This window comes from Lentzea kristufekii (genome assembly GCF_033949925.1).
GTDB lineage: Bacteria > Actinomycetota > Actinomycetes > Mycobacteriales > Pseudonocardiaceae > Lentzea > Lentzea kristufekii.
In genome coordinates this window covers 383,171-409,717 of record NZ_JAXAVV010000005.1, presented here as the reverse complement: position 1 = coordinate 409,717, position 26,547 = coordinate 383,171, and the positions used below count along the sequence as shown (strand labels likewise).

Sequence of the window (26,547 nt, the reverse complement as noted above, 5' to 3'; positions counted from 1 at the left end):
ACGGCCCGTGACCACAGAGAGAAGGACCCTCTCGTGACCTCCACGATGATCTCAGATGACGGTCGGCAGGGCAGCCCTTTGCTGGTTCGCCCGTGGCTGACGCCCGGTGCGGTGGTTCCGTCGATGTTCGGCGCGGTCGTCGCCGAGTCGACCGGTAAGCACCGCAAGCCCGACCCGGCCGACGAGCCCTCCCCCGAGCCCGTCGACGAGCCCGTCGCCGTGCCCGTGGTCGTGGCCCTGCCGGTCGATGTGACCCCGGACCCGCTGGCCGGTATCCGGCCTGGTGACTCGTTCCTGCCCGTCCCCATCACCGACCCGGTGTGCGGCAGCCTGGCCACGTCGGCCACCGGCCAGGTCTACGCCTGCACCCGCCGCCCGCATCCCGACCACTGGTGGCACATCCGCGTGCTGGACAGCCGTGCGCGGCAGCTGTGGGCCGGTGACGGCCCCGTCGCCGAGCCGCACGGCTGGCCCACGACGGACCCGGACACCGCAGCCAGCGCCACGCCGGCCACGTCGACGCCCGCGGACCGGGGCGACGCGATCATCGACGCGATCCAGGCCCTGCTCGGCTCGGTGTCGCGTGCCAGCCAGCAGTACGCCGCCGACACCGACGGCCCGGCCACGTCGACCACTGCCGGCGGTGCCCAGTGAGCCGGGTCGCGCGCAGCGCCGCGCTCGCCGAGGTTGTGACCTGCCAGCTGATGATCCGCGGCCTGGAACGCCAGGCGATCGAGTCCCCGCCTCGCACGCTCGACGCCCAGCGTGCCGCGCACGAGGTCCGGCTGCGCGCCTACCGGGCCTACGCCCGTGCGGCTGCATCCGCCGCGCCGTGCTACCGCGAGGGCAGCGCCGCCCGGCTGCTCGCCGAGGCCACGGCCACCGCGTTGAACATGGTGGTCGCGACGATGCAGCGCGAGCTCGACCGCACCACGGCAGGTGCCTGATGGTGACCGTGCCGAAGTGGCAGGAGCCGCTCGTCGCCCAGGCCGCCGCCGCCGAGCAGACGCTGCGCGCGGTGATGCACGCGCCTGGTGGCGGTGCCGGCGCAATGGCGGCCGCGGCCGCCGCCGATCAGGACCTGGCCGAGCTGTGCCGCGCGGTCGCCGCGCGGTCCGGCTCGCCACTGCTGCGGCAGCTGCTCGTGCACGGCGCCCGTGCGCTCGACTCGCACGCCGGCGTGCTGCTGGCCGCGACCATCGACCCCGACGAGCTCGTCGTCCCCGCCCCGCCCGCCGTGGCCGAAGAGCAGCAGACCGCACCGGTGGAAGAGCAGCGCACGTCCGACTGGGACGGCTCCGTCTGGCCCCCTCAGCGACCGTTCGAAGACGAGCAGGCCGAGGACCAGGCCCTCGTCGAACAGGGATCGGAACCGGCCGAGACCAGCGTTGATACTCCGGCGAACGAGGTCGTCACCGGTGGCTCCGAGGCCTCCGTCTCGCCGTCGTGCAGCTACTCGCCCTCGTGCGTCAACCCGCCTGAGGACGGCTACACGGCGTGCGAGGAGCACGTCAGCCTCGCCGCACTCGAAGAGCAGGAGCGCGAACACGTCGCGGCAGCCGCCGCGACCCCAGCCGTGCAGTTGCGGTCGCTGAACGAGGCCTACAACGAGGCGCGGAGCCGCTACAGCAACGCGACGAACGCACGAACGCTGGCCTTGTCGACGCCGCCTCAGGCCGCGAGGGCCGCAGCCGACCTTGTGGCGATTCTGCGCCGGGCCCGTGACTCCGGGCTGTTCACCGGCGTGGCGCTGTGGGCCATCGAGGACGCCACCACGCTCTACGAGCTCGCCGTTGCAGGTGCCTCGTGATCGCGGTGGCCCGGCCTGGTGCCGGGACCGTGTCGGCGGCCGCGGTGCTGCGAGCTGTTCGGGCGGTGCTGCTGTTCGCGCTCGACGTGCTGGAGTGCCTGGGCCGCATGCTGCAGCCGGCGTTCTGGTCCGTGCTCGCGCTCGCGGTCGCGTGGCTGGTCGGTATGGAGCTCGGCGCACGCGAGGCCGACCCGGTCTTCGGCGGGTTCGTCTCCGGCGCGCTGGCGATGTGCATCGTGCTGTGCCTGCTCATCTGGGCCGATCGCCGCCACCGGTGGTGGACCCCGTGACCCCGCCGCTCGAGCACGACCCGGACCTGGCGCAGCTCGTCGACGACGTCGAGCAGATCGCGCCCCTGGTCGTGCTGCTCGCGGCCGCACTGACCGGCGTCGCCGCGACCGGCGGTTTCCACTTCCTGATCTTCCGCGGCGCGTTCCTCGACCTCGCGCTGTTCCTGTCCAACCTCTTGCTCGGGATCGGGTGACCTCATGATCAACGACAACCGTGTCGGGTCCCGCTGGCCGGACGTGAACCGATGAGCGCCGGCGACGAGTGGGCGAACGACGGCCCTGGTGACCGCGGCTGCTTCGGCCGCGCTCTGTCCGTCGTGCTGTTCGCCGTGGCGCTGGTGGCGGTCGGTGTGCTTGCACTCGTCGGCGGTCGCAGCGAGGCCTCGACGACGGAGCAGCCGCTGCCGGTCACCGGCTGCTCGCCGGTGACGGGCACGGGTGTGCAGCCGCAGCCGCCCGTCACCGCGGTGGTGCCCTCGGCGTTTCGGGTGGCGCCATGAGCCCGCTACGCAGAGACCTGGCCGGCGACGTGCTCGCCGACATCATGCGGGTGACCTCGGCCGCGACTCCGGGCCCGTGGCGGATGGCCGGATCGGGCTACGGCTACTCGCTCGGCGGCAAGGTGCACGAGTCCGTGTTCGCGCCGCGCGAGGGCGGTGACCCGGTGTTCATCGCCCTGACGGGGTTGTGTGGGGAAGCCCAGAGCCAGGCGGACGCGGCGTTCATCGCCTCGGCCCGCGAGGCGATGCCGTGGCTCGTCGACGAGGTGAACCGGTTGCGCGCCGCGAGGATGCGCGGCTGGGACACCGCGCTCGACAGCGCCCAGCATGCCGAGCACCTCGACGCCGAGGTCGAGCGGCTGCGGGCCCGCGTCGACGAGCTCGCAGCCGAGAACGAGCAGCTGCGCGGCGAGGCCGGCAACCGTGGCCGGGTGGTCAACCTCGGCATTGGGCACCGCGGGGTGTCGCGATGAACGCCGTCACGGCACGGGTGCCGGGCTCGTCGACGCCGACCGTGCGGGAGATGGAGGTGCTGCAGCACATCTCCGACGGCTTCACGACCGAGGAGATCGGCGCGGCGCTGTACCTGACCGAGAACAGCGTGCGCACTCTCACGAAGAACCTGTTCCGGCGCCTCGGTGTCCGCGAACGGGCGCACGCGGTGAACGTCGGTTTCCAGCGTGGCTGGTTGGTGCTCAACTTCCCGCTGCCGGAGCCGATTACGTGGCTGAGCATCGAGCCGCAGCTGCTGAGGCTGATCGCGCGGGGCTGGACCTACAGCCGCATCGGCACGCACCTGCAGGTCGGTGACGAGGAACAGGTCAAGCACCGCACCCGCTCGCTGTTCGGTGAGCTGCGCGCACGCAACCGGGCGCACGCGGTCCGCAAGGGCTACGAGCACGGCATGCTCGCGGCCCCCGGCGGCACGGCACCGCAGCCGTCACCGGTCAAGCCGACGCGTCCCGGCGCGTCCGGCCCGCGCAAGCGTGAGCTGCAGGTGCTCGACCTGACCTCACGCGGTCACAGCTACGAGCGGGCGGCCGAGATCCTCGGGATCAGCCCGAGCACCGCGTCCAGTCACGGACGCAGGCTGTTCAAGCGCATCGGCGCCCGTGACGGGTCGCACGCGGTGCGGCTCGGGTTCGAACGTGGCTGGCTGATCCCCGAACCGGTGGAGGAGTTCCCGGCCGACCTGGTCGAGAAGGACGCGCTGCTGCTGGGGTACATGTCCGCTGGTCTGACCAACGTGCAGATCGCCCGGCGCCTCGGCCTCACCCCGTCCAGCGTGGTGCGCCGCGCCTCCATCCTCTACATGAAGCTCGGCGTGGAGGACCGGCGTCACGCGGTCCGCCGCGGCTTCGAGCTCAAGGTGCTGCGCCCCGGCGGTGATCGTGGCTAGCCGGCCGGTCGCGGCCATCCGCCGTGGCGTGCGGCACCTGCTCGGCCGCCACACGCTGCGGGTGCAGCTCGGCGGGACGGTCTCGGGACTGTGGCTGTGGCGGGTCGACTGCACTTGCGGGTTGCTCAAGCGCGACGCCGAGCCCACCCGCGATCAGGCCCGCACCGCCGCGCTCGCCGTCGCCGGTGCGCGTGATCACGTCGACGTCCCGCGCGTGGTGTTCGGCCCGGTCGCGTCGCAGGCCTGGCCGGAGGAAGCGATGCTGCGCCAACCGGCCAAGCAGCTCGTGCTGCCCGACCACCTGCGTGGTGTCGGCGCGGTGGTGGCCGCGGACGCCTCGCGCCGCGACTCCGACGCGCACGCCGGGTGGGGCTTCGTCACCGACGGCGGATGGGCTCGGCGCGGCACGGTCGACTACGCGTCCTCGAACGTGGCCGGGCTGGAGCTGCTCGCGATCGCCCAGGCGCTGCAGGTGTACCCCGACGGCCACTACGTCGACGTCCTGTCCGACAACCTGCACGCCCGCCTGCTCGCCCAGCGCATCTTCGCCAAGCGCGCACGGCACTGGGCCGACATGCCCGCATGGGTACCGGCCGAGGCGCACCCCCTGCTGCTCAAGGCCACGCACCCGCAGCGGCGCCTGCAGGTGCGCGTGCTGCCCGTCAAGTCCAAGACGCACCCGCTGCACAACATCGCCGATCGGCTGGCCCGCGACCTGCCCGTGACCGACCTGCTGACCTCGGGAGGTTCCCCGTGACGACCAGCCGCACCTCGACCGCGATCGTCCGGCGGGAACTGAGCGAGGCCAAGCACCTGCGCACCGGCCGCGTCTCACCGGACCGGCTGCGCATCCACGGCAGCAACCTGCACCGCGACGTCGGCGACCTCCGCGAGCTCGCCGACAGCCTCAAGGTCGACGGCGTGCTCGAACCGATCGTCGTCCAGCAACGCGGCGACATGATCGAGGTCGTCGACGGCCGCCGGCGCACGCTGGCCGCGCGCCTGGCCCGGCTGCGATCGGTACCGGTCATCTGGCAGGACCCGCGCACCGACGACGAGATCGTCGCCTTGACCGTCACCACCGACGTCCACAAGAAACGGATGTCTCCGCAAGAGCGGCAGCACTGCGTGCAGCAGCTGCGTGCCGCGGGCTGGTCCATTCAGGACATCGCCGAGCGGTTCGGCAAGGCCACGTCGACGATCTACGGCTGGCTCGCCGGCGCCGGTCTCGCGGCCGCCGACGCCGCAGCTGATGAGCCGGTGACGGCAACGCCCGCGTCGAGCTCGCCAGTGCCGTCGAGCTCGGCGCCGCGGCCACGTCGCGAGGGCAAGCGGCCGCCGGCGTGGGCCCAGTCGCTGCACACGCTCGTCGGGCGCTGGGAGACCCGGTGCGGCCCGGACGGGCTCGGCCTGGACGAGACCGCCCTGCTGCTGCAGGAGCTGCGCGCACTGACCAGCGGGGTGACCTCATGACCTGGCTGCTCGTCGGCGCACTCGCTGCGGTGGTGTTCGGCGCCCTGGTGGTGATGGGCGTGCTCGCCGAGCGGTGTCCCGACCCCGCGCCGGAGCGAGACATCGGCGCCGTCGAGCTGCCTGCGGTGCGCGACGAGCTCGCGCTGCGCGACCTCCAGCTCGAACGCCACCAGCGACGCGAACGCGTGTCGCGCTATCGAAACGACCGAGGAGACCAGTGATGCCCACCGACACCATGCCGGCCACCGACGTGGCCCAGCGGCTCGTTGACGCGGTCACCGCCCGCCTGGACACCGCCCACCACGAGTGGGAGCCCGCCAGCGTGCTCGCGGTCGCCATGCTCGACGAGCTCGACGTCCTGCTGGACCGTCACGACTTCCCACTCACCCGCGACTTTCTACAGCACGTCCGCCAGGCGGTCGTGGCCACGCTGCCGAAGCAGATCCCCGCGGACGTGGCCGAGCCGTTCAACGTCGTCCGACTGGGCCCGCGCTACGCCACGGTGCTGCTCGTCGACGCGCTCGCGCACGGCCCGGCCCTGATGGAAGGGCTCACCCTGCACGCCGACAGCACGCTCGTCGTCTCGCTGCCCAGCCACCTCGAGGACGTCGCGTTGCTCGACGACGTCGAGGTGATCGACCGCACGGTCGCCATGCCCGCCGTGTGCCGCGAGGACATCGACAAGGAGCTGGAGCGCTGCAAGCAGCGGGGTGAACGCCGTTGAGCTACTACGACGACGAGGACGACGACGACCCCGCGGACTGGGACGACGACGTCGACGACCGCTTTCACGACGACCCTGCGATCGGGGACGACGACGGCCGCGAGGACGCCGCCGACGACTACGTGTTCTGGGACGACGACCTGACCCCGCCCAAGGAAGAGCCGGACTGCTACTCGTGCAACGACGGCGGCTGTCGTGCGTGCGTGCCGCACACGAACGGCTGCGACTGCGCGGGCTGCGCTGACGCCCACGTCGCCGAGTACGAGCTGTTCGACTCGCCCGACCGCGACGAGGCCGCGCTGAACCTGGTGGCGTTCGCGTTCGTCGACGAGCCCCCGTTCTGACCTGACCCATCCCCGCTGCGGCGGCCGGTGCCCTCTTCCCCGAGGCACCGTCCGCCGCACACGCATACCCACCGGCAACCGTCCTGAAAGGACACACGCGTGCGCACAACCCCTGCTAGGCCGGTGACATGCCCTACTACCTGACCACCGACACGTTCGCGGACGACCCGGAGTGGACGGTTCTGGCAGAGGGCAAGCAGACACTGATCGACTCGCTGCAGGCCAGCTACCACCGGCTGATGGCCAAGGCCTCGCTCGTGCGCCACGACGGCTACGTCACCGGCGCCGCAGTGCGCCAGGCCGTGACGAGCAAGCGCGTCCTCGTGCTGCTCACCATGCCGGTGCTCGGCATGGCCCCGAAGCTGCACAAGGCCGGCGACAAGTGCGAGTGCCTCGGTGACACCTGGGTCGCCGGGTTCGAGTACCGGCTGCACGAGTTCCTCAAGCGCAACCCCAGCCGCAAGGAAAACGAGCGCAACAAGGGCCAGAAGGCCGACCTGCGCAACGCCGCACTCAAGGCACTGGTCTACGAGCGCGACGGCGGCTGCTGCCGCTACTGCCGCTCCGGGGTGCTGCTGCCCAAAGCCGGCCGTTCCCGCGACCGCCGCAAGGTCCTCACCTACGACCACGTCGACCCGGACCGTGTGGCTGGTGCCGACGGCGCAAACCTTGTCGTCGCGTGTGGACGGTGCAACGAGCACAAGGGACACCGCACCCCCACGGAAGCGGACATGGTCCTGCTGCCCGAGCCCACCGCCGACGAGAAGGCCGCGTGGCGTGCCCGCGGCCAGGCGCTGTTCGACCTTCCCGATCACCCGCCGATCAACGACGAAACAACAACCGATCACCAACCTGCTGGTGATCACGTCGCTGATGCGAACAGTGATCCACAACGTGATCCACAACCGGGGACAGACGACCACACCACGGTCAAGGCCGCCCCTGAACAGCAACAACACGAACAACAACAACCCGGAACAGGCCCTGCAGAGGGTCCGGGATGGGTCGGGCAGCCGCGCTCTTCCGGTCCTCGGGCCTCACCGCTCGACACCCAACCCGCACGCGACAGCAGCAGCCCGGACATCTACCACCGCCGCACCCGCTCCGCTCCCACCTCCGCCAGCCCGCCACCGGCAGCACCCAGACAGGAAGGCCCACCGTGATGACTCGCCGCAGACACCCACACGACCAGGGCACGTACGAACTGCTGGAAGAGCAGGACCACCTGCTGCGGGTGGCATGCCCGCCCCCACCGCTCGGCTGCGGCGCACCCATCAAGACGCGGTGCGTCACGCCGTACCGCCACCCCCCACGCACCGACATCCACCGCACCGCGTGCTCGGCACCGCCCGACGGCTGCGGCGCCGACATGGACCAGGACTGCGCCGTGCCGCACGGCAAGCCACGCCCCGGCCTCGGCTGCTGGCGACGCGTCGCGGCCGCCGACGCCGCCTTCCCCGACGGCGCCCACCCGGCACTGCCCGAGCCGACCGCACCGCCACCGCCAAGCCGGCGGCTGCTGCCCGTCGAGCACGTGCGCCGCGACCTCGCCGACCACCGCGTGCCGTGCGGCTGGTGCCACGCCCCGGTGGTGTGGGCGCTCACCCCGAAGGGGGCCGAGAGCCCGATCGATGCCGAGCCCAGCGACGCCGGACACCTCGTGCTCTCCGTCGACGGCCGCGGCCCCCGCTGCCACCCACTCGACGCCCTGCAGATCCCGGCCGCCCGCGCACACGGCCAGCGCCTGCACACCCCGCACCGCAAGACCTGCCCGCAAGGAACCCGCCCGACCTGGAGCCGTGGCGTACGCCACGGCCGCTGACGAACGGAGACGTCACCGCCATGACCTTCCAAGTCCACCAGCCTCATCCCGCCGGCCAGTGCTTCGGACCGAAGTGCTCGGCACCCGCGCGCGAGACCGACCGCGGCCTCATCCCGCGGTTCTGCTCCGACCCGTGCAAGCAGCGCTTCGTCGCCGAGCACAACGTGTTCATCAACCCGGCCACCACCGGCGTGCGCATCAACCCAGAGCTGGGCGACGCCGTCGTGCGGAGCGCGCTCGTGCCCACCGGGCAGGCGATCGTCGCGGCCAAGCCGGAGACGTTCATGTTCAAGGCCACGCCGCCGAAGTTCGAGCAACCGGATGCGGCCGAGTTGCAGCGGCACGTACGCGAGCTCGCCGCAGCCCTAGCACCAATGGTCCAGCAAATCGGCCTCGTGCTGCAGCGCGGGATCGAGGCCGTCCGGCCGGCGTTCGAGCAGCTGCACGACGCGATCAAGAACACCCCGCCCGCAGAAACGAAGGCGCGTGCGTTGTGGCTGCACCAGAACCGCGGCACCGGCCCGGCACGGCGGCCGCGGCGAGCGCCCCGCCACCTGGACACCACCGCGCGCAGGAGGACCCGGTGATCGACACCGACGAGACCCCCATCGACGTCACCCCTGAGGCCGACGAGGACGGAGGCGATGACAACTCAACGCACGTCCACGTCGGCATCGTCACCGCCGACGGTCACCACCTCGGCGGCTCGGCGACCGCGTACGACGAGACCACAGCCGACGACATCGCCGCCCTCATCGTGCGCGCCGCGCTAGGCGCTGCGGCTGCGCACGGCACCGACAGCTGGATCGCCCTGCAGCAGCTACTCGCTCCCACCGCACCGAGGTGACCGGTTGACTGACCTGTACGACGACGAGCTCGACGAGTGCATCACGCCAGCGTGTGCTCGCCGCTACCACGGCGCGAACCCGGTGCGGCGTGGCCTGCGGGTGTGCGGGCACTGCGCCGACGAGTTCCTCGACGCCCTGACCGAGATCCCCGACCGCTGGCAGGACATCGACCACCCGGAGATGATCCACCCGCAGAAGGGCGACCCCGGCCGCCGTGCCAAGGGCGGACCCGCCGCGGCGCCCATGAATCTGACCTACTTCGCGCTGATGGATCCGCGCACCACCTGGGAGGAGCCCGGCGACCTCATCCACCCAGTCGACGCGCTCGGCGGCTACCGCGACCGCGTGCTCGACGCACTCGCCGGCCGCGCGGTCGACCTGCGCTCGGCCGAGGAGCTGCTGCGCGAGGGACACCGCGGTGGATACATCGGCAACGTCTGCTCGGCCATCGCCCAGCACGGCAACCTCGCGCTGCGCCAGGACTGGGCGGGCTACCTGTGCTGGGCGGTGCGCCTGGTCCGCGACGAGGTGCGCAGCCTCACCGGTGCCGCTCGGCCGGCGCGCCCGATCGGGTTCTGCCCGGAGCTGCTCGACCACTGGCAGTGCGGCTACCCGCTGTGGCTCCCACCGCCCGGCGGCACCGTCGAGTGCGGCGGCTGCGGACACACCTGGACCAAGCGCGACTGGCTGCGCCTGGCCGACGAGATGGGGCTGGGCTGATGATCAAACAGCGCAAGCGGCTGGCCGACACCGAGGCCGTCGCCTCGTTCTACGACGTCGCGCCCGGCACGGTGCGATCGTGGGCGAGCCGCTACAACTGGACGCCCTACGGCGGGCGCCGTGCCCGGCAGTGGGACCTCATCGAGATCGAACAGAAGTTCAGGGAGCGCGAGATGGAGAACAGCTACAGCGGTGAAGCGACCCTGGTGTGGGCCGACGGGCAGGCCGAGGTGTTCGTGAACCTCGTGACGCACGGCGGCGGCAACGAGCTGCTCAGCTGGAGCGGGCACGCCGAGCCCACCGAGGACGGTCGTGCGTTCGGTGCGTTCGGCCAGGGCGTCGAGGTGCGGCTGCCGGACGGCCGCAGCGGAAAGGCGCTCGGTGAGTCCTACCTCGAGGACGGCACCCTCACGCTGGTGGGTACCGGGCCGGCGCCGTACGCGTCATCCGCCGCACGCGTGCAGCCTTGACGGCCATTCGAACACGTGTGCGATCCTCACGGGCGCCCAGACACGAGGAGCGTCCGCCATGACCTACGAGGTCCCCAAGCCACCGCCGTTGATGGTCACCGACGTCCTGCGCATCGCGCAGGACGTGCTCGGCGAACACATCGCCAGGATCGAGCGATCAGCCGGCGCGCCGGTCGTCGCGCCCGAACTGGTCGAGGCGATCGAGCACGCCAAGATGATCATCAAGACCCGCAACGGCACGCCCGGCTGAGCAGCCCGCTTGCCCGTTGATCAGCATGCAACGTATCGTCAGTCACGTTGGTGAAGTGTCTGGATAGGACACCTGCCCAGGAAAGCCCCGGCACGAGCCCCTTGGCGCCGGGGCTTCCTGCTGTCCGGGGGTGGCAACATGCCTCCGGCCATCATCCTGATCGCTGGCCCGCCGTGCTCGGGCAAGAGCACCTACGCCCTGAAGCACGCGCGCGGCGGCGACGTCGTGCTCGACCGCGACGTGATCGCCCAGCAGCTCGGCAGCGGCCTCGCGCACATGCACCTCGCCCGCATCGCGCGCCAGGCCGAGCAGCACCTGCAGGCCAGGCTCGACGAGCTGCGACGGTCCACTCGGGACGGCACGGTCTACGTGGTGCGCTCCCTGCCCGGCGCTCACGCCCGGCACGACTGGGTGGCCCGCTACAACGCCCGCCTGGTCCTGCTCGACCCCGGCCTAGACGAGTGCCTGCGGCGAGCTCACCGCGACGGCCGGCCTCGCGGCACCGTCTCGGCGATCCGCCAGTGGTACGAGCGCAACACGGCAGGCTCCCGGCACTGCATGGACTGCGGCGGCCCAGCCACCAGCGTGCGGTGCGGCAGCTGCTGCGACCGGCTGCGGTCCGGACGTCCATGGCGCCGAGTGCAAGAGCAGGTGTGGCGCGAAGAGACGCACTGCTGGATCTGCTCGGCCTGGGTCGACCAGCACCTGCCCGCCGGTCACGCCTGGTCCCGCACGGTCGATCACCGGCACGCACTGCGCGACGGCGGACCACCGCTCGACCGGGACAACTGCAGGCTGGCACACCGCCGCTGCAACACCAGCCGCACCAACCAGGCCAGAGCACAGGGCGCGGCCAAGCCCAAGCGAATGGTGATCGCGGTCGACCCCCGCACCATCTGACGACCATTCCGAATAGGACAGACGCACCCCCTCTGACCTGCGGAAACAGTGACCCACTCCGCAAGCCTCTGACCTGCGGAAATGCAACTCGGGGTCTTTTAGAAAACGGCACAGGGAGACCCCGCGCCCAACCCTCCCCGAATATCCCCCCGTCCAAATTTAGGGGGCTGAAATGGCCGACGAACCGGCGCTGAGGCAGCGCAGATATCGCCTGCATAAGCGGGGTGACCACAGTCTTTGCGTGGTCGACCGCTGCTCCGAGGTGACGCCGCCCGTCACGCGTAACACCGCCTCTGACCAGGGCGAACGCACGAGCGGATTGGCGGCCGCGGGCGCGAATCTGTGGTCGCTGATGACTGCCGGCGCGATGCTCGGGCCGATGCAGAAGGTGCTGCTGCTGGAGGCCTGCCGGATCGTCGACCGGCTGGAGAAGCTCGACGCGCAGCTGCGCGGTGTCGACCGCGAGTTCCTGCGACTGGAGCCGCTCGACGAGGACGACGTCGACCGCACCTACGTGCTGATCGTCGACAAGGCGCTGTCGGAGTCGCGGCAGCAGGCCGCGACGCTCAAGGGCCTGCTCGCCGAGATCCGCCAGGCCGGCCGAACCGGCGTCCGTCCGGCGTCCGGGACCGGTGCTCCCGTGAGGGAGGAGCTGCCGAAGGAGGGCAGCATTGCCTACCTCGCCGCCCACATCCGCGATCGCGCTACCTCGCCCTCGCATTGAGGTAGCACCGCCCTACGTCGGCACCTACGGCCCGCTGGCCGGTCAGCTGATGGCGCGGGCGGGCAAGCCGCTGGATCCGTGGCAGCAGGACGCCGTGGACCTGATGCTCGCCTACGACGAGGATCGCCAGTGGGTGTGCTTCGAGTACTGCGAGCTGTGTTCGCGGCAGAACGGCAAGGGTGCGCTGCTGGAAGCGCGCGTGTTGTTCGGGTTCCTGGTGCTGGGCGAAGAGCTGATCATGTGGTCGGCGCACCAGTACAAGACCGCCAAGGAAGCGTTCCGGCGGATGCGCAAGCTGTTGCGCAAGCTGGGCACCGTCATCAACGACAACCTGGTCGTGATCGACGGGATCTACGTCAAGATCCACAGCAGCCACGGGTTCGAAGGCTTCGAGCGCGTCGACACCGAGGCGCGGATCCAGTTCATCGCCCGCTCCAAGGACTCCGGCCGCGGTCTCACCGGTGACCTCAACATCATCGACGAGGCCTACGACTACGACATGTCCGAGCAGGAAGCGCTCGGGCCCACGATGCTCGCGGTGCAGAACCCGCAGTTCATCTACACCAGCTCACCGCCGCTGAGCTCCGACAGCGGCGAGATCCTCTACTCGCTGCGCGATCGCGCCATGGCGATGATCGAGGACGGCGAAGAGGACGCCCTGGGTTACCGCGACTGGGGCATGGAAGGCGACCTGGACCAGCTCGACGGCGTTGACTTCGACGACCCGGCTAACTACCGCGCCACCAATCCGGCGCTGCACTGCGGTCGCGTCACCATCCCGAAGATCAAGAAGCTGCGGAAGATGCTCGGCACCCGCGGGTTCGGGCGTGAGTGCTTCGGGTTGTGGCCACGCAAGCGCGAGGGCGGCGGGGCGTTCGACCTGAAGAAGTGGGCCGCCATGCTCGACGAGGCGTCGAGCCGGTGGGGCGACGTCGCGATCGCCGTCGACATCGAGCCTGAGCGGGACTACGCGGCGATCGGTCTGGCCGGCGTCCGCGTCGACGAGCTCGAGCACTGGCAGATGCTGGACTTTCAGGCCGGTGTGGACTGGGTCGTCGATCGGGTCGTCGAGCACAGAGATGTGCTTCGCCCGATCGCTATCGCGATGGGCAGCGGCACGTTCAAGTCGCTGGAGACGGCGCTCAAGGCGGTGGGCATCACCCCGCCCAAGGACCCGAAGAAGCCGCATCGCGGTGACCTGATGGTGCTCGACTACCTCGAGATGTCCGCGGCGACCGGCCTGGCGCTCGACGTGGTCAATGAGCGCAAGGCGCGGCACATCGGCCAAGAAGCACTCAACGACGCGGTGCGCGACACCAAGGTGCGGCGCACGACGGACTCGATCGTGTTCTCCCGCAAGGACAAAGAGTCCCGGACCAGTCCGATCGTGACGGTCGCTCAGGCCCGCTACGCGCTGGACACCTGGCTGCCGGTGGTCGTCGACGCGGACTACGACGTGCTCGATTCGGTCGGGTGAGAGAGGGGGCAAGCGTGACGTTGCGCGAGTGGATCACGACGCTGCTCGACCTGGCGGCGCTGCTGCTGGTGGCGTTCGGCGCGGGCGCGGCGGTGTTCCCGCTGATCGGATGGGCATCCGTCGCGGTCGCTGGTCTGGTGATCGGCGCCTGGTCGAGGGTGATCGTGTGGATCGCGACGCCGAGCTCGGCGCCGGCCTGGTGGAAGAAGCTGCAGGCGGGTGAGCGTCGATGAGCCTGTACACCCGTTCCCTGCCGATGCCCGATGCCGGGCAGCAGATCGGCGAGCGCACGCACGCCCGCGCGACCAACACGGTGGTCACCGACGAGACCGCGCGGCGGCACAGCGCGGTGTGGGCGTGCCGGCGGCTGCGCGCGGACCTGCTGTCCACGATGCCAGTGGACGTCTACCGCAAGATCGGCGACCTGCAGGTCGAGGTGCCCAAGCCTCCAGTGCTGCTCGCGCCCGGTGGCGCCAAGGTCGACATGCATGAGTGGCTGTGGATGAGCCAGGACGACCTGGACGGCAACGGCAACGCGGTCGGCATCATCACCGCGGTGGACGGGCTGGGCCTGCCCGCGCGCGTCGAGCTGCAGGACCTGTCCACGGTGTCGGTGCGGGGCAAGGGTTCCGACATCACCAAGTGGAAGATCGAGGGCAAGGACTACGAGCCGCACGAGGTGTGGCACGAACGCCAGTACCCGCGCTCGGGCAACCCGCTGGGCATGTCGCCGACGATGTACGCAGCCTGGTCGATCAACCAGTACCTGTCCGCGCAGCAGTTCAGCCTGGACTGGTTCAGCGGTGGCGCGATCCCCGCGGCGTCGCTGAAGAACACCGCCAAGACGATCAACCCGACGCAGGCCGGCGAGATCAAGAAGATGTACAAGGCCACGGTGTCCGCCGGTGACGTGTTCGTGCATGGCTCGGACTGGGAGCTCAAAGCGCTCTCGGCCACCAGCGCCGACGCGGCATTCCTGGACATGCAGAACGCCAGCATCGCCGACATCGCCCGCTACTACGGCTGCCCCGTGGACCTGATCGAGGCCGCCGTCCAAAGCGGATCGATCACCTACGCCACGATCAGCCAGCGCAACCTGCAGCTGATCATCATGAACCTGGGCCCGGTCGTGGTGCGCCGCGAAGCCGGCCTCTCCCGGATGGTCCCCAAGCCGCGGTTCGTGAAGCTCAACAGCGACGCGATCCTGCGAATGGACCCCGAGACCCGCGCGAAGGTCCTGGGCCAGAAGGTCAAGGACCGGTTGCTCTCCCCGTCGGAGGCGCGCGCGATCGACAACCTGCCGCCGTACACCGAAGAGCAGTACGCCGAGTTCGAGCGGTTGTTCGGCCGTCCCAACACCAAGCCCACCGCAGGAACAGGAGTGACGTCGTGACCGCACCGTCGTGGTTGACCGGCCGCGCTGGCCGTGAGCTGTACGCGGGCGCCGCGAAACGGCGCCCTGACCTGGCTGACGCCGGCTATCGGGCGCGGGCGGACCGGCCGAGCCGCCGCCGGTGTGCCGAGGACGAGCAGTCCCCGGCGCGCGTGAGCGTCCGTGTGCGCGACCTGCAGGTGCGCGAGGCCGGCACGACCGGTCTGCAGTTCCGCGGCTACGCGTCGGTCACCGAGGCGGGCTACGAGATGTGGGACTGGGCGGGCCCGTACACCGAGCTCGTCTCGGTCGGCGCGTTCGGGGCGACGCTGGCGCGCGGGGACCTGGACGTGCCGCTGGTGCTGCAGCACGAGGATCTGCGGCGCATTGCCCGCACCACGAACGGCAGCCTGCACCTGGCCGAGGACGACCACGGGCTGCTCGTCGAGGCCGACCTCGACGGCGACGACCTCGACGTGCAGTACATCGTGCCCAAGCTCCGCAGCGGCCTGATCGACGAGATGTCGTTCAAGTTCCGGATCAATTCCGGGCAGTGGTCGCCGGACTGGATGGAGTACCACATCAACGAGGTCGACATTCACCGCGGCGACGTGGCGATCGTCGGCTACGGCGCCAGCCCGCACACCGCCGGTTCCGGCCTGCGCTCCGGTGTGGACGTCGACGCCGTGCTGCGCGGCCTGGACGACGAGCAGGCTAAGGCCGCGCTCGCGGCCCTCACAGCCCGCCTGGGCGCCCCGGCGCCTCAGGTGAAGCGTGCCCTCATTACCGACGAGGACACGCGCCTGCGCGTGCTCTGACGCGCTCGTAACGCCCCTGCTGCTTCGCGCACCCCGACCACCCGCGCCGCGCCACGTGCCTGGCCTGGGTGTCGCTGCCTGCTGTCCGCAGGGCCATCACCCGTACCGATTCCCCGCCCAGCGTGGGAGAGAGGACGAGGATCACCATGAATCTCGTTCAGCTCATCGCGCAGCTCCGGGGCCAGATGGCCACCAAGCTGGAGCAGCGCAACGGCATCGCGACTCAGCTCACCGAGCTGCGCGCCGCCGACACCGTCGACGAGGCCAAGGTCGAGGAGCTCCGGGCCCAGAAGGCGGGCCTGGACGCCGAGCTCGACCAGATGCAGGCCCGCGTCAAGGAGCTCGACGAGGAGAAGGCCCGCGACGACGCCGCGGACCGGCTCTCCCGCGAGGTCAACCCCGGCGCCCAGAAGCCGGCCTACGACAAGGTCGCCCGCGTCGGCGCCGAAGAGCGGACCTACCGCAAGGACAAGGACCCCAAGGGCGTCAGCTTCGCGCGCGACGTCGCCTCGGCGTTCCTCGGCGACTACGGCGCGCAGGCCCGTCTCGCGCGCCACAGCGTCGAGGAGGAGGTCGAGCGGGGCCTTGCCGTGCAGGGCGCCCAGGAGCGCGCCGTCGGCACCGGTGCGTTCACCGGCCTGGTGGTGCCGCAGTACCTGGTCGACATGTTCGCGCCGATGGCGACCACCGGCCGGCCGTTCGCCGACGCGTGTGAGCACCACGACCTGCCGCCGACCGGCATGACGGTCAACCTCGGCCGCGGCACCACCGGCACCAGCGTGGACGACCAGGCCTCGGAGAACGCCGCGGTGTCCGAGACCGACTACGACGACACCCTGCTGCAGATCAACGTGCGCACGGCGGCCGGTCAGCAGACCGTGTCCCGGCAGGGTGTCGACCGTGGCCTGCAGGTCGAGGACACGATCATCCGTGACCTGGTCAAGCGCTACCACGCCAAGGTGGACAGCAACCTGCTGAACCTGGCCTCGACCGGTCTGACGAACGTGGCGACGGCCGTCACCTACACCGACGCCTCCCCGACCGTCGAGGAGCTCTACCCGAAGATCCCGGAGGGACTGTCCGGGGTCGAGGCTGCACTGCTGGACATGGCGTCCGGCGAGAACATCGCGGTCATGCACTCCCGTCGCTGGTACTGGATGCAGAACGCGATGACGACCAAGTGGCCGGTGATCAGCCAGCCCAACATCGTCGAGAAGACCCTGGGCGCCAACTACGCCGAGCGGTACGGCTCGGGTGTGCGCGGTGTGCTGCCCAACGGCACGCCGGTGATCGTGGACAACAACATCGCCACGAACCTCGGCGCGGGCACCAACGAGGACGAGATTTACCTCGGCGACAAGAACGAGTTCCACCTCTGGGAGGACCCGGACGCGCCGCTGCTGATCCGTGCCGAGCAGACCAAGGCCGCGAGCCTGGGTGTGCTGCTGGTGGTCTACGGCTACTACGCGTTCACCCACCAGCGGTACGCGCACGCCCGCAAGATCGCGGGCACCGGCCTGGTGACGCCGACGTTCACCGGCGTCTGATCAACCCTGGTCGAAGGGGAGCAGCTTGGCGGAGCTGCTCCCCTTTCCCTTCTCCCACAACGAAAGCGAGAGCAGGACATGGAAGAGCCGAAGGTCACCAAGGACGAGGCCAACGACGGCATGATCGACGCGCTGCTGCACGAGCGGCAGGGCTACGTCCAGCGCGAGGCCGGCAGCGAGGACGACAAGGCCAAGGCGGCGATGCGCCGACGTATCGCCCAGGTCGACGAGCAGCTCGCGCTGCGCGGCTACCAGCCGGGCAAGAGCGACGAGACCGAGCAGGAGGCGCCCGCCGAACCGCCGGTCGACCCGGCCGACCCGCCGAAGGGCACCACGCCGGCGGGCAAGCGCGGGCAGCAGACCCGGGCGTGACTTCGTGCTGACGCCCTACATCCAGCGTGCCGCGCTCAAGGAGTCGCTCGGCATCGACGACGACGAGGACGACGACGCGCTGGATCGGGCGATCCTGTCGTCCTCGCTGGGGATCGACCACAAGACCGGCCGTACCTTCGGCCGCGACCCCGCGGCCTCGGCGCGCACGTACCGCAGCTCCGGGCGGCTGCTGTGGACCGACGACGGGTGGCACGAGTTCCTCGTCGACGACGTCGCCACCGACGCGGGCCTGGTCGTCGAGATCGGCTCGGCCAGTGGCGGCTACAGCGCGGTGTCCGGGTTCATCACGGGCCCGGACAACGCGCTCGTGCGCGGCAAGCCGATCAACTCGCTGCTGCACCCGACCGGCTGGCCGTTCTACTGGGCGCAGCTGCTGCGGGTCACCGCTGTGTGGGGCTGGCCCTCGATCCCCGCCGACATCGAGATGGCCTGCCAGATCCAGGCCGGCCGGTTGTACCGGCGCAAGGACAGTCCCGAGGGCGTCACCGCCTCGACCGAGTGGGGCCCGATCCGAGTCGCCCGGCTCGATCCGGACGTGAAAGACCTCATCGACCCGTACGTGCTGCCGGGATTCGGCTGAGCACCTGCGCGGTGCGCGTCGCCGTGCGCACCCACCAGCCGTAGCCCTCACGTACACCCGATCCGCCAACGAAAGGAGGCGGATCCACAGTGGACGTGGAAGCCGTCTTTGAGGGCCTGGCCGCGGCCGCCGCCACGATCACCGGCCTGCGAACCCAGCCCTACGTACCGGACGCGGTCAGCCCTCCGGTGTTCTTCCCCGCCGAGCTCGACATCGGCTATGACAAGGCGTTCGGCGGTGGCATGCAGGACTTCACCGTCACCTGCCGGGTGCTGGTCTCGCGCGCGGATGACCGCAGCGGGCAGAAGAAGCTGCAGGGCTACCTCGCGGCCGCCGGCACGACGTCGATCAAGGCGGCCCTCGAGGGAACCCGCACGCAGGCCGCCGGGGCGCTCGGCGGCGCCTGCCACGACCTGCAGGTCAAACGCGCCTCCGGCTACGGCTACTACGAGCACCCCAGCGGGCTGTTCTACCTCGGCGCCGAGTTCGAGGTCTACGTCATCGGGAGGGGCGACTGATGTTCCGTGTGCTCACCAACTGCCGGATCTTCGCCGGTGGCGCGGACCTCACCGGCGCGAGCAACAAGGTCGAGCTGTCGCTGGACCGTGAGGAGAAGGACCGCACGACCTTCGGTAGCGGGGGCGCCAAGGAGCGCACCGGCGGGCTGTTCGACTCGGCGCTGTCCGCGGCCGGTTTCTGGGAAGCCGGCAGCCCTGCCCAGGTCGACGACAACCGGTGGTCGCGGCTGGGCGCACACGACGCGTGGACGGTGACCGAGCACGGCGCCCTGGTCGGTGACGTCGCCTACCTGACCAAGGCGCTGGGCAGCACGTACAAGCTGCTTGGCGCGGTCGGTGAGGTCGCGCCGTGGGAGGCCGAGGCCAAGGGCGACTGGCCCACCGCACGCGGTGTCATCGCCCACCCGCCCGGTACGGCCCGCACCGCTACCGGCACCGGCACGGCGCTGGAGCTCGGCGCGGTCACCGCGGACCAGCACCTCTACGCGTGCCTGCACGTGCTGTCGGCCGCGGGCACCACGCCGTCGATCACGGTCGAGATCGAGTCCGACGACGCCGAGGCAATGGCGTCGCCGACGACGCGGCTGTCGTTCGCGGCCGCCACCGCCACCGGCGCGCAGGAGGCCGGCCGCGCGGCGGGTGCGGTCACTGATACCTGGTGGCGTCCCAAGTGGACGATCACCGGCGTCGGCCCGTCGTTCCTGTTCGTCGTCTCCTTCGGAATCAAGTGAGGTAGCAATGACTTTCATGGTGTTGACCGCCACGTTGGTGACGGTCTCGGGCAACGACCTGTCGACCTACTGCGCCAAGGCCGAGCTCGGCATGGAGGTCGAGGAGAAGGACGTCACGACCTTCGGCAGCCTCGGCTGGAAGACGCGCCTGGGTGGCCTCAAGGACGGCGCGCTCGCGCTGGCATGGAAGAACGACCTGGCCGACAACGCGCTCGACGAGATCCTCTGGGACATCTTCGGCAACGTCGTCACGTTCGCGGTCCGCGCGGCCAGCACGGCGGTCAGCGCGAGCAACCCGACCTACTCGGGCAACCTGCTGGTCAGCTCGCACAAGCCGATCGCCGGTGAGGTCGGTGGCGTCAACGAGTTCGACGTCGATTGGAAGACCTCGGGCGCGATCTCGCGCGCCGTCGCCTGACCTACTCGAAAGCCACTCGCACGGTTTCGCTTTGCAGTAGGGCGGTGTCCGCGTGCCGGTGGAGATGTCGTTCGACGAGAAGCGCCTGGTGCGCCTGGCCCGCGCGATGCGGTCCGAAGAGGACGGCAAGGCGCTGCGCAAGGACATGCTGCGCGAGTTCCGGGCGGCGCTGAACCCCACCCGCAACTCCGTGCGTGCGGCGATCCGGGCGATGCCCACCAAGGGCCACGCCGGCATGAAGCTGCGCTCCAAGGTCGCGGCCAAGGTCATGGTGCAGATCCGCCCAACTGGCAAGTTCCCCGGCGCGACGCTCAAGGCCAAGAAGACGCCGAACGTCCGCAAGTTCCGCAACGCCCCGAAGCGGCTCAACCAGAAGTCGTTCCAGCGGCCGATGATCGGCAACCCGCGCCAGCGGGTGCGCCAGGTCGGTGCGCCGGGGTGGTTCGACAAGACCGTGCGCGCACGGCGCGGCGCGCACCGCCGCGCCGCCCGCAACGTCATCAAGGCCGCGGAGAAGCGGCTCAAGCGAAAGGTGTGATCCCGCCATGATCATCACGTACCGGCCGTCCGAAGGTGACGAGCAGCGCTGGGAGTTCGACCCGGCCAAGGTTCTCGACGACGCCGCCGAGGACATCGAGTACCACTACCGCGGCACCTACGACGAGTGGCACGTCGGCATCCTGCAGGGCCAGACGCGGGCCCGCCGGGTGCTGCTGTGGCACCTGCAGCGCGAGATCCACCCGACGCTGGCGTTCGCCGATCTGCCCCGGTTCGAGCGTGGTGCTTTCGAGGTCGAGCTCAACCGCGCCGAGCTGCTGCAGATGCGCAAGCAGAGCGAGACCGCGGCGATCGCGCCGGCCGACAAGGAACGGGCGCTCATGTGGATCGACATGGAGCTCGCCAAGCACCCGGAGCCCGAGGGTGTTGCGTCGCAGGGAAAAGCCTCGCCGAGCGGCGCCACGACTACGCCGTCGAAATCGCCCTCCACCTCCACATCCCGCCGTCCGAGCAGCAAGCCCTGACGGTCGCGCAGCTTCGGCAGTGCTTCGCCGAGGTCGACGCCATCCGCAAGCAACACGCCGAGCAGCAGCGCCAGCAGCGGCGTTGATCGGCTGACCCGATGCGAGGAGGTGACTCCTCGCGATGTCGGACACCAGCCTGCTGTTCAACTTCCTGGGCCGCGACGGCGTCAGCAAGATCATCAAGGGGATCAGCGCGACCGCGATGGCGGCCGCGGTCGTGCTGCGTCACGCCGGCCAGATGACCGGCGACATGGCGCGGCGCAACGTCAGCGCGCTGCTGACGCTGTCCAAGGTGTTCGCCGGCGTCGGCGCGGCCGCGGCCGGTGGAGCTTTGATCGCCGGTGGTGCGCTGGCCGCGCTGCCGCTGGCGATCGCCGGGCTCGGCATCATGGCCGTCAAGGAGAACGCCGCCGTCGTCTCGGCGTTCACCAGCTTGGGCACCAAGGTCAAGGCCGAGATGACCAAGGCGGCCGCGCCGCTGGTGCCGGTGCTGGTGAAGATCGCGGGCGAGCTCGGCAAGAGCTTCGCCCAGATCGCTCCGATGCTCGGGCAGGCGTTCGCCGCGGTCGCCCCGATGCTGCTGACCCTCACCGAGGGCATCACCGGCCTGGCCGTCAACGCGATGCCGGGTTTCGTCACGGCGTTGCAGGCGTCCGGACCGGTGATCGACGGGCTGGCGAACCTGCTGGCCTCGCTCGGTGCGGGCCTGGGCGGCTTCTTCGCCAACATGTCGGCCGGCGCCGAGGGTGCGGGCACCGCGTTCTCCGCGCTCGGCGGCTTCCTCGCGCAGCTGCTGCCGACGCTGGGCACGCTGCTGGGCACGTTCGCGCAGGTCGGTGGCACGATCCTGTCGGCGCTGCTGCCGGTGATCAGCTCGCTGGTCAGCTCGCTGGTCTCCGCGTTGGCGCCGGTGCTGCAGGCGCTCGGCCCGGCGCTCGCGGCGGTCGCGACGGCGATCATGCCGCTGGCGGAGGCGATCGGCCGGCTGCTCGCCGCGGCCGGTGTGGCGCTGGCGGAGATATTCACTCAGCTCGGCGCCGTCCTGGTCCAGCTCGCGCCGGTGTTCGCGTCCATTGTGGACGCGGTGGTGCCGTTGGTGCCGGTGCTCGCGCAGCTGCTCACCCCGATCATGCCGCTGATCCCGGCGCTGGCGCAGGTGGTCGCGTCGCTCGTCGGCGGGCTGGCGCCGATCCTGGTGGCGCTGGTGCCGATCGTCACGCAGATCCTCGGCGTGATCGTGCAGTTCGTCTCCGGCGCGCTGCTCAAGCTGCTGGCGGCGATCATGCCGCTGCTGCCGCTGATCGGCACGCTCGCGACCGCGCTGGGCAACCTGCTGCTCGGCGCGCTGTCGGCGGTCGCGCCGATCCTCGACGAGCTGGTCAACATCATCGTGATGCTGGTCCCGCTGACCGCGGCCCTGTTCCCGCCGCTCATCGCGATCGTGCAGGCGCTCACACCGTTGATCGTGCTGGTGGCGCAGCTGGTCGGCTGGCTGGTCGGGCTGCTCGCCCCGGCGCTGCAGCTGGTGATCGGCTGGGTGAGCACGATGGCCGCCGACATGAGCGGCAAGCTGGCCGGCGCGATCAACTGGGTGGTCGGCGCCGTGCCGCGGGTGGCATCGGCGATCGGCAGCGCGTTCTCCTCCGCCTACACCGCGGCGGTGACCTGGCTGGGCAACCTCGTCAGCAGGGTGACCGAGCTGCCCGGCAAGATCATGTCTGTCCTTTCAGGACTGCCGGGGCAGCTGTACAACTCCGGCGCGTCGATGCTGCGCTCGCTGCTCGACGGGTTCATGTCGATGGTGCAGACCGTCAAGAACCGGATTTCCGGTGCGCTGCAAGACGTTCGTAACCTGTTCCCCTTCTCCCCTGCCGTCGAGGGACCGTTCGCCGGCCGCGGCTGGGTGAGCTACTCGGGGCAGTCGATCGCCACGGCGTTCGGCGCCGGTATCGACTCCCGCCGAGAGGTCGCAGTCACCGCGGCCCGGCAGCTCGCCGACTCCACCCGCGACCAGTTCGCCGGCGGCGGTGGTGCGGGTGGCGGTGCGGGCGGTGGCGGGTTCGCCGCGGCACGTGGTGAGCGTCCGATCCGGCTGGAGATCGGCAGTGACGGCTCGAAGCTGGGCGCGTTGCTGGTCGAGGTCCTGTCCAAGGAGATCACCGCGCGCGGCGGCGACGTGCAGCTCGTGCTGGGAAGGGGGCGGCGATGACCTTCCCCGTGGTCCAGCTTCCCCTCGAGGCAGAGATGTACGTCGGTGGCGGCTGGCAGCCGGTCGCCGACTACATCCGGGTGAGGGAGCAGTTCGACGTCGAGCGCGGGGACCGGTCCGAGAACGGGCAGGCGGGTCCGTCTCGGGTGGGGCTGCAGCTGGACAACTCCGACGGCCGCTTCAGCCCGCGCAACCCGGTGGGCCCGTGGTACGGCACGCTCGGCCGCAACACCCCGCTGCGGCTCGCGCTGCGCCTGGGCGACGACGTGTTCGCGCGCACCGTGTCCAACGGCTGGGGCAGCGCGACGTCGGGCCACGCGTGGACGGTGGAGACCAACGCGGCCAACTACGCCGTGAGCTCGGGCAGCGCGACGCAGGCGGTGCCCTCCGTGGGCAACTTCCGGATCGCCTACCTCCCGACCCTGGTGCAGGGCAGGGTCGACGTCGCGGCGACGGTGTCGCTGGCGGTGTCCAACGTGACCGGCGGCGACATCGAGCCGTGCAACATCGCACTGGCCGGTGTGTCCGTTCTGGACTACTACCTGGTGCGCGTGTCGGTCACCACGGCCGAGGCGGTCACCGTGAAGGTGACGCACCGCAACGGCACCGACTACTCCAGCACGGTCACGATCGCCGGGCTGACCCACACCTCGTCGCAGGCGTTGCGGGTCCGCGCGCAGCTGGAAGGCACGACCGTGCGCGCGAAGGTGTGGGCGGCCGCGGCCGCGGAGCCTGCCGGGTGGCACATCAGCGCCACCATTCCGGCCGCGCGTGCCGGGTGGGTCGGCATCCGGTCCGGCCTGTCCGCCAGCAACAGCAACGCCTTGCCGGTGGTGTTCACCTACACCGACGTCGTGATCCGCTCACCGCGCTACATCGGCGAGGTGTCGTCGCTGCCGCCGCGGTGGGACCTGTCCGGTAACGACAAGTGGGTGCCCATCGAGGCCTGGGGCATCATGCGCCGTCTCGGCCAGGGCGCGCCGGTGCTGCACTCGGCGCTGCACCGGGCGACTCTGTCGATCGCCCCGGTCGCGTACTGGCCGTGCGAGGACGGCCGCAACTCCGTGCAGCTCGCGTCGGTGCTGCCCGGCGGCGCGCCGTTGGTGATCGCCGGTGAGGCCTCGCTCGCCGCCGATGACGAGTTCCTCTGCTCGGAACCGCTGCCGACGATGGGCACGTCCACCTGGGACGCGCCGATCCCGGCCTACACCAGCACCGGCAAGATCCAGCTGCGGTTCCTCATGCGCATGCCGGCGGCCGGCGTGCCGACCGACGCGATCCTCGCCCGCGTCTACACCACTGGCAGTCTCACGTTCTGGCAGCTGGTCTACGCCGGCGGCGGCACGCTGCGGCTGGAGGGCTGCCGCGACGAGGTCACGATCCCGGTCTCCTCCGGCAACATCGGCTTCAACCCGCAGGACCGGCTCGTGCGGGTGAGCGTCGAGTTGTCCGACAACGGCGGCGGTGGTGTGGACTGGCGGATCAGCACGTTGCAGGTCGGCGCCAGTTCAGCAGGGTTCTTCAACGGCACCGCCGCGTCGCAGTCGACCGGGCGTGCGACCCGCGTGTGGATGGCACCGCAGCGCAACCTCGGCGACACCGTGATCGGGCACATCTCGGTGCAGGACCAGATCACGACGCTGTTCGACCTGAGCCTGGAGCTCAACGCCTACATCGGTGAGACCGCCGGGGCCCGGATCGTGCGGCTGTGCACCGAGAACGCGGTCCCGGTCGCGATCCACGGCACGCTCACCTCGACCATGCCGATGGGACCGCAGCCGGTCGGCACGTTGTTGGAGCTGCTGCGGGAGTGCGAGGACGCCGACGCCGGAATCCTGTACGAGTCGTGCGGGGAGCTCGGCATCGCCTACCGCACCCGCGAGTCGATCTACAGCCAGGGCGCGCGGGTCGCCCTGGACTACAGCGCCGGTGAGGTCGCGCCGCCGTTCGAGCCGGTCGACGACGACCAGGCCACCCGCAACGACGTCACCGCCCGCCGGGTCGACGGGGCGACCGCCCGCGCGGTGCAGACCACTGGCCGCATGTCGGTGCTCGACCCCTCGGCCGGTGGCGTCGGGCGCTACGACTCCACAGTGGACGTCAACGTCGAGGCCGACGCGCAGCTGCCCGACCTCGCCAACTGGCTGCTGCACCTGGGCACGGTCGACGAGCCGCGCTACCCGGCCATCGCGGTCGACCGGGCGAGCCCGCACGTGGTCGCGAACGCGACGCTGTCCGCGGCCGCGCTCGACCTGGATATCGGTGACCGGCTGACGGTGTCCGGCACGGTCGCCGACTCGCACAGCTACGACGTCGTCGACCAGATCGTGCGCGGCTACACCGAGACCCTCGGCGCGTTCGACCACAAGATCGAGACCACCGGCGCCCCGGCCTCGCCTTACGACGTCCTGGTGCTCGACGACACGGCACGCGACCGCATCGACAGCGGCAGCTCGACGCTGAACGCCGGCATCTCCAACAGCGACATGAGCCTGTCGATCGCGTCCACGCAAGAGCTGTGGTCCACCGACGCCGGCGACTACCCGCTCGACCTGCAGATCGGCGGCGAGGTCATCACGGTCTCCGCCATGTCCGGGGCGTCGAGCCCGCAGACCGCCACGGTGTCGGCCCGCAGCGTCAACGGCGTGGTCAAGAGCCACTCCGCCGGAGCGCCGGTGCAACTGGCCGCACCGAACTTCATCGGACTGTAGGAGGCCGCGATGCCAGTGTTCGCCGGAAACCACGCCACCGCGGCCCGGCTCAACGCGCTGGGCCGCCTCGTCGGACAGACCACGTGGACGGTCGACTCGGCGACGTTCACGACCGTCGAGACGATGGTGCAGACGCTGACGGTGCCGGCGTTCTCCGGCGTCCAGTACCTGGTGGTCGTCGATTGCGGCTGGACCAACACCTCGCTGGCGACGGGGACCTTCTGTATCCGGGCCGCCGGTGGCGCGTCCGTGACGACGGCGGGCTCCCGAAAGTACTCGCGCAAGCGGCGAGTGCACACCAGCGGCGCGTTCGACGACTTCCAGGCCTTCAGCCAGGTGTTCTCCGACGTCGCGCCGGTGGGCGGTCAGATCACCGTGGGCCTGTCCGGATCGGTCGACGGCGGCACCGGCAAGTTGGAGGCCGACGCCGACAACATCGGCTGGATGGCCGTGTTCGCCGTTGGTCTCGCCTGAACG

General features: G+C 70.6%; 37 protein-coding genes. All 37 read left to right on the top strand.

Annotation, left to right across the window (positions count from 1 at the left end):
* Window positions 1-33: 33 nt before the first annotated feature.
* The 37 genes from SK571_RS13655 (at window position 34) to SK571_RS13475 (ending at window position 26,544) form a co-directional block, all read left to right on the top strand.
* Window positions 34-654 (top strand): hypothetical protein, encoded by a 621-nt coding sequence (locus tag SK571_RS13655; protein ID WP_319984407.1) that lies wholly within the window; start codon window positions 34-36, stop codon window positions 652-654.
* On the top strand, window positions 651-947 hold the full coding sequence (locus SK571_RS13650) for a hypothetical protein (RefSeq protein WP_319984406.1): 297 nt from the start codon (window positions 651-653) through the stop codon (window positions 945-947). The genes SK571_RS13655 and SK571_RS13650 overlap by 4 nt, the downstream gene beginning before the upstream one ends.
* Window positions 948-949: 2 nt before the next feature.
* Window positions 950-1,810, top strand: coding sequence for a hypothetical protein (locus SK571_RS13645; RefSeq protein ID WP_319984405.1), 861 nt, complete (start codon window positions 950-952; stop codon window positions 1,808-1,810).
* On the top strand, window positions 1,807-2,100 hold the full coding sequence (locus SK571_RS13640; protein ID WP_319984404.1) for a hypothetical protein: 294 nt from the start codon (window positions 1,807-1,809) through the stop codon (window positions 2,098-2,100). The genes SK571_RS13645 and SK571_RS13640 overlap by 4 nt, the downstream gene beginning before the upstream one ends.
* A complete protein-coding gene (locus tag SK571_RS13635; RefSeq protein ID WP_319984403.1) occupies window positions 2,097-2,294 on the top strand; it encodes a hypothetical protein in 198 nt (65 codons plus the stop codon). The genes SK571_RS13640 and SK571_RS13635 overlap by 4 nt, the downstream gene beginning before the upstream one ends.
* Before the next feature lie 51 nt (window positions 2,295-2,345).
* Window positions 2,346-2,600 (top strand): hypothetical protein, encoded by a 255-nt coding sequence (locus SK571_RS13630; protein WP_319984402.1) that lies wholly within the window; start codon window positions 2,346-2,348, stop codon window positions 2,598-2,600.
* The gene (locus SK571_RS13625; RefSeq protein WP_319984401.1) at window positions 2,597-3,073 is read left to right on the top strand and encodes a hypothetical protein; all 477 of its coding nucleotides are present in this window, start codon (window positions 2,597-2,599) and stop codon (window positions 3,071-3,073) included. Before SK571_RS13630 ends, SK571_RS13625 begins: the two co-directional genes overlap by 4 nt.
* Window positions 3,070-3,999: a LuxR C-terminal-related transcriptional regulator gene (locus SK571_RS13620; RefSeq protein WP_319984400.1), complete on the top strand. Its 930-nt coding sequence runs from the start codon at window positions 3,070-3,072 to the stop codon at window positions 3,997-3,999. Before SK571_RS13625 ends, SK571_RS13620 begins: the two co-directional genes overlap by 4 nt.
* A complete protein-coding gene (locus SK571_RS13615) occupies window positions 3,986-4,756 on the top strand; it encodes a ribonuclease H family protein (protein WP_319984399.1) in 771 nt (256 codons plus the stop codon). Before SK571_RS13620 ends, SK571_RS13615 begins: the two co-directional genes overlap by 14 nt.
* Window positions 4,753-5,472 carry a ParB/RepB/Spo0J family partition protein gene (locus SK571_RS13610; protein WP_319984398.1) on the top strand — a complete coding sequence of 240 codons (720 nt, stop codon included), beginning with the start codon at window positions 4,753-4,755 and terminating at the stop codon, window positions 5,470-5,472. The genes SK571_RS13615 and SK571_RS13610 overlap by 4 nt, the downstream gene beginning before the upstream one ends.
* Complete coding sequence (locus SK571_RS13605) at window positions 5,469-5,693, top strand: hypothetical protein (protein ID WP_319984397.1); 225 nt, start codon at window positions 5,469-5,471, stop codon at window positions 5,691-5,693. The genes SK571_RS13610 and SK571_RS13605 overlap by 4 nt, the downstream gene beginning before the upstream one ends.
* Window positions 5,693-6,196, top strand: a complete 504-nt coding sequence (locus tag SK571_RS13600; RefSeq protein WP_319984396.1) for a hypothetical protein — start codon at window positions 5,693-5,695, stop codon at window positions 6,194-6,196. The genes SK571_RS13605 and SK571_RS13600 overlap by 1 nt, the downstream gene beginning before the upstream one ends.
* On the top strand, window positions 6,193-6,540 hold the full coding sequence (locus SK571_RS13595; RefSeq protein WP_319984395.1) for a hypothetical protein: 348 nt from the start codon (window positions 6,193-6,195) through the stop codon (window positions 6,538-6,540). The genes SK571_RS13600 and SK571_RS13595 overlap by 4 nt, the downstream gene beginning before the upstream one ends.
* Before the next feature lie 128 nt (window positions 6,541-6,668).
* Window positions 6,669-7,703 (top strand): HNH endonuclease, encoded by a 1,035-nt coding sequence (locus SK571_RS13590; protein ID WP_319984394.1) that lies wholly within the window; start codon window positions 6,669-6,671, stop codon window positions 7,701-7,703.
* Window positions 7,703-8,362 (top strand): hypothetical protein, encoded by a 660-nt coding sequence (locus SK571_RS13585; protein ID WP_319984393.1) that lies wholly within the window; start codon window positions 7,703-7,705, stop codon window positions 8,360-8,362. Before SK571_RS13590 ends, SK571_RS13585 begins: the two co-directional genes overlap by 1 nt.
* 20 nt (window positions 8,363-8,382) lie before the next feature.
* Window positions 8,383-8,949 (top strand): hypothetical protein, encoded by a 567-nt coding sequence (locus tag SK571_RS13580; RefSeq protein WP_319984392.1) that lies wholly within the window; start codon window positions 8,383-8,385, stop codon window positions 8,947-8,949.
* A complete protein-coding gene (locus tag SK571_RS13575; RefSeq protein WP_319984391.1) occupies window positions 8,946-9,209 on the top strand; it encodes a hypothetical protein in 264 nt (87 codons plus the stop codon). The genes SK571_RS13580 and SK571_RS13575 overlap by 4 nt, the downstream gene beginning before the upstream one ends.
* Window positions 9,210-9,213: 4 nt before the next feature.
* On the top strand, window positions 9,214-9,930 hold the full coding sequence (locus SK571_RS13570) for a hypothetical protein (protein WP_319984390.1): 717 nt from the start codon (window positions 9,214-9,216) through the stop codon (window positions 9,928-9,930).
* Window positions 9,930-10,400 carry a hypothetical protein gene (locus SK571_RS13565; RefSeq protein WP_319984389.1) on the top strand — a complete coding sequence of 157 codons (471 nt, stop codon included), beginning with the start codon at window positions 9,930-9,932 and terminating at the stop codon, window positions 10,398-10,400. Before SK571_RS13570 ends, SK571_RS13565 begins: the two co-directional genes overlap by 1 nt.
* A 58-nt stretch (window positions 10,401-10,458) precedes the next feature.
* Window positions 10,459-10,650, top strand: a complete 192-nt coding sequence (locus tag SK571_RS13560) for a hypothetical protein (protein ID WP_319984388.1) — start codon at window positions 10,459-10,461, stop codon at window positions 10,648-10,650.
* Between the two features lie 138 nt (window positions 10,651-10,788).
* The gene (locus tag SK571_RS13555; RefSeq protein WP_319984387.1) at window positions 10,789-11,550 is read left to right on the top strand and encodes an AAA family ATPase; all 762 of its coding nucleotides are present in this window, start codon (window positions 10,789-10,791) and stop codon (window positions 11,548-11,550) included.
* A gap of 241 nt (window positions 11,551-11,791) precedes the next feature.
* Window positions 11,792-12,274, top strand: coding sequence for a hypothetical protein (locus tag SK571_RS13550; protein ID WP_319984386.1), 483 nt, complete (start codon window positions 11,792-11,794; stop codon window positions 12,272-12,274).
* On the top strand, window positions 12,222-13,751 hold the full coding sequence (locus SK571_RS13545) for a hypothetical protein (protein WP_319984385.1): 1,530 nt from the start codon (window positions 12,222-12,224) through the stop codon (window positions 13,749-13,751). The genes SK571_RS13550 and SK571_RS13545 overlap by 53 nt, the downstream gene beginning before the upstream one ends.
* A 14-nt stretch (window positions 13,752-13,765) precedes the next feature.
* Window positions 13,766-13,984 (top strand): hypothetical protein, encoded by a 219-nt coding sequence (locus SK571_RS13540; protein WP_319984384.1) that lies wholly within the window; start codon window positions 13,766-13,768, stop codon window positions 13,982-13,984.
* On the top strand, window positions 13,981-15,144 hold the full coding sequence (locus SK571_RS13535; protein WP_319984383.1) for a phage portal protein: 1,164 nt from the start codon (window positions 13,981-13,983) through the stop codon (window positions 15,142-15,144). The genes SK571_RS13540 and SK571_RS13535 overlap by 4 nt, the downstream gene beginning before the upstream one ends.
* Entirely contained in the window at window positions 15,141-15,941 is an 801-nt protein-coding gene (locus SK571_RS13530) for an HK97 family phage prohead protease (protein WP_319984382.1), read from the top strand. The genes SK571_RS13535 and SK571_RS13530 overlap by 4 nt, the downstream gene beginning before the upstream one ends.
* A gap of 146 nt (window positions 15,942-16,087) precedes the next feature.
* Window positions 16,088-17,488 carry a phage major capsid protein gene (locus SK571_RS13525; protein ID WP_319984381.1) on the top strand — a complete coding sequence of 467 codons (1,401 nt, stop codon included), beginning with the start codon at window positions 16,088-16,090 and terminating at the stop codon, window positions 17,486-17,488.
* Between the two features lie 78 nt (window positions 17,489-17,566).
* Window positions 17,567-17,860 carry a hypothetical protein gene (locus SK571_RS13520; RefSeq protein ID WP_319984380.1) on the top strand — a complete coding sequence of 98 codons (294 nt, stop codon included), beginning with the start codon at window positions 17,567-17,569 and terminating at the stop codon, window positions 17,858-17,860.
* A 4-nt stretch (window positions 17,861-17,864) separates the two neighbouring features.
* On the top strand, window positions 17,865-18,461 hold the full coding sequence (locus SK571_RS13515) for a phage gp6-like head-tail connector protein (RefSeq protein WP_319984379.1): 597 nt from the start codon (window positions 17,865-17,867) through the stop codon (window positions 18,459-18,461).
* 89 nt (window positions 18,462-18,550) lie between these two features.
* Window positions 18,551-18,979: a hypothetical protein gene (locus tag SK571_RS13510; RefSeq protein ID WP_319984378.1), complete on the top strand. Its 429-nt coding sequence runs from the start codon at window positions 18,551-18,553 to the stop codon at window positions 18,977-18,979.
* Window positions 18,979-19,710: a hypothetical protein gene (locus tag SK571_RS13505; RefSeq protein ID WP_319984377.1), complete on the top strand. Its 732-nt coding sequence runs from the start codon at window positions 18,979-18,981 to the stop codon at window positions 19,708-19,710. Before SK571_RS13510 ends, SK571_RS13505 begins: the two co-directional genes overlap by 1 nt.
* Window positions 19,711-19,717: 7 nt before the next feature.
* Window positions 19,718-20,128 (top strand): hypothetical protein, encoded by a 411-nt coding sequence (locus tag SK571_RS13500; protein WP_319984376.1) that lies wholly within the window; start codon window positions 19,718-19,720, stop codon window positions 20,126-20,128.
* A gap of 52 nt (window positions 20,129-20,180) precedes the next feature.
* A complete protein-coding gene (locus tag SK571_RS13495) occupies window positions 20,181-20,666 on the top strand; it encodes a hypothetical protein (RefSeq protein ID WP_319984375.1) in 486 nt (161 codons plus the stop codon).
* 7 nt (window positions 20,667-20,673) lie between these two features.
* Entirely contained in the window at window positions 20,674-21,150 is a 477-nt protein-coding gene (locus tag SK571_RS13490; protein WP_319984374.1) for a hypothetical protein, read from the top strand.
* 121 nt (window positions 21,151-21,271) lie between these two features.
* Window positions 21,272-23,359 carry a phage tail protein gene (locus tag SK571_RS13485; RefSeq protein ID WP_319984373.1) on the top strand — a complete coding sequence of 696 codons (2,088 nt, stop codon included), beginning with the start codon at window positions 21,272-21,274 and terminating at the stop codon, window positions 23,357-23,359.
* Entirely contained in the window at window positions 23,356-26,070 is a 2,715-nt protein-coding gene (locus SK571_RS13480; protein ID WP_319984372.1) for a hypothetical protein, read from the top strand. The genes SK571_RS13485 and SK571_RS13480 overlap by 4 nt, the downstream gene beginning before the upstream one ends.
* Before the next feature lie 9 nt (window positions 26,071-26,079).
* Window positions 26,080-26,544, top strand: a complete 465-nt coding sequence (locus tag SK571_RS13475) for a hypothetical protein (RefSeq protein ID WP_319984371.1) — start codon at window positions 26,080-26,082, stop codon at window positions 26,542-26,544.
* Window positions 26,545-26,547 lie beyond the last annotated feature (3 nt).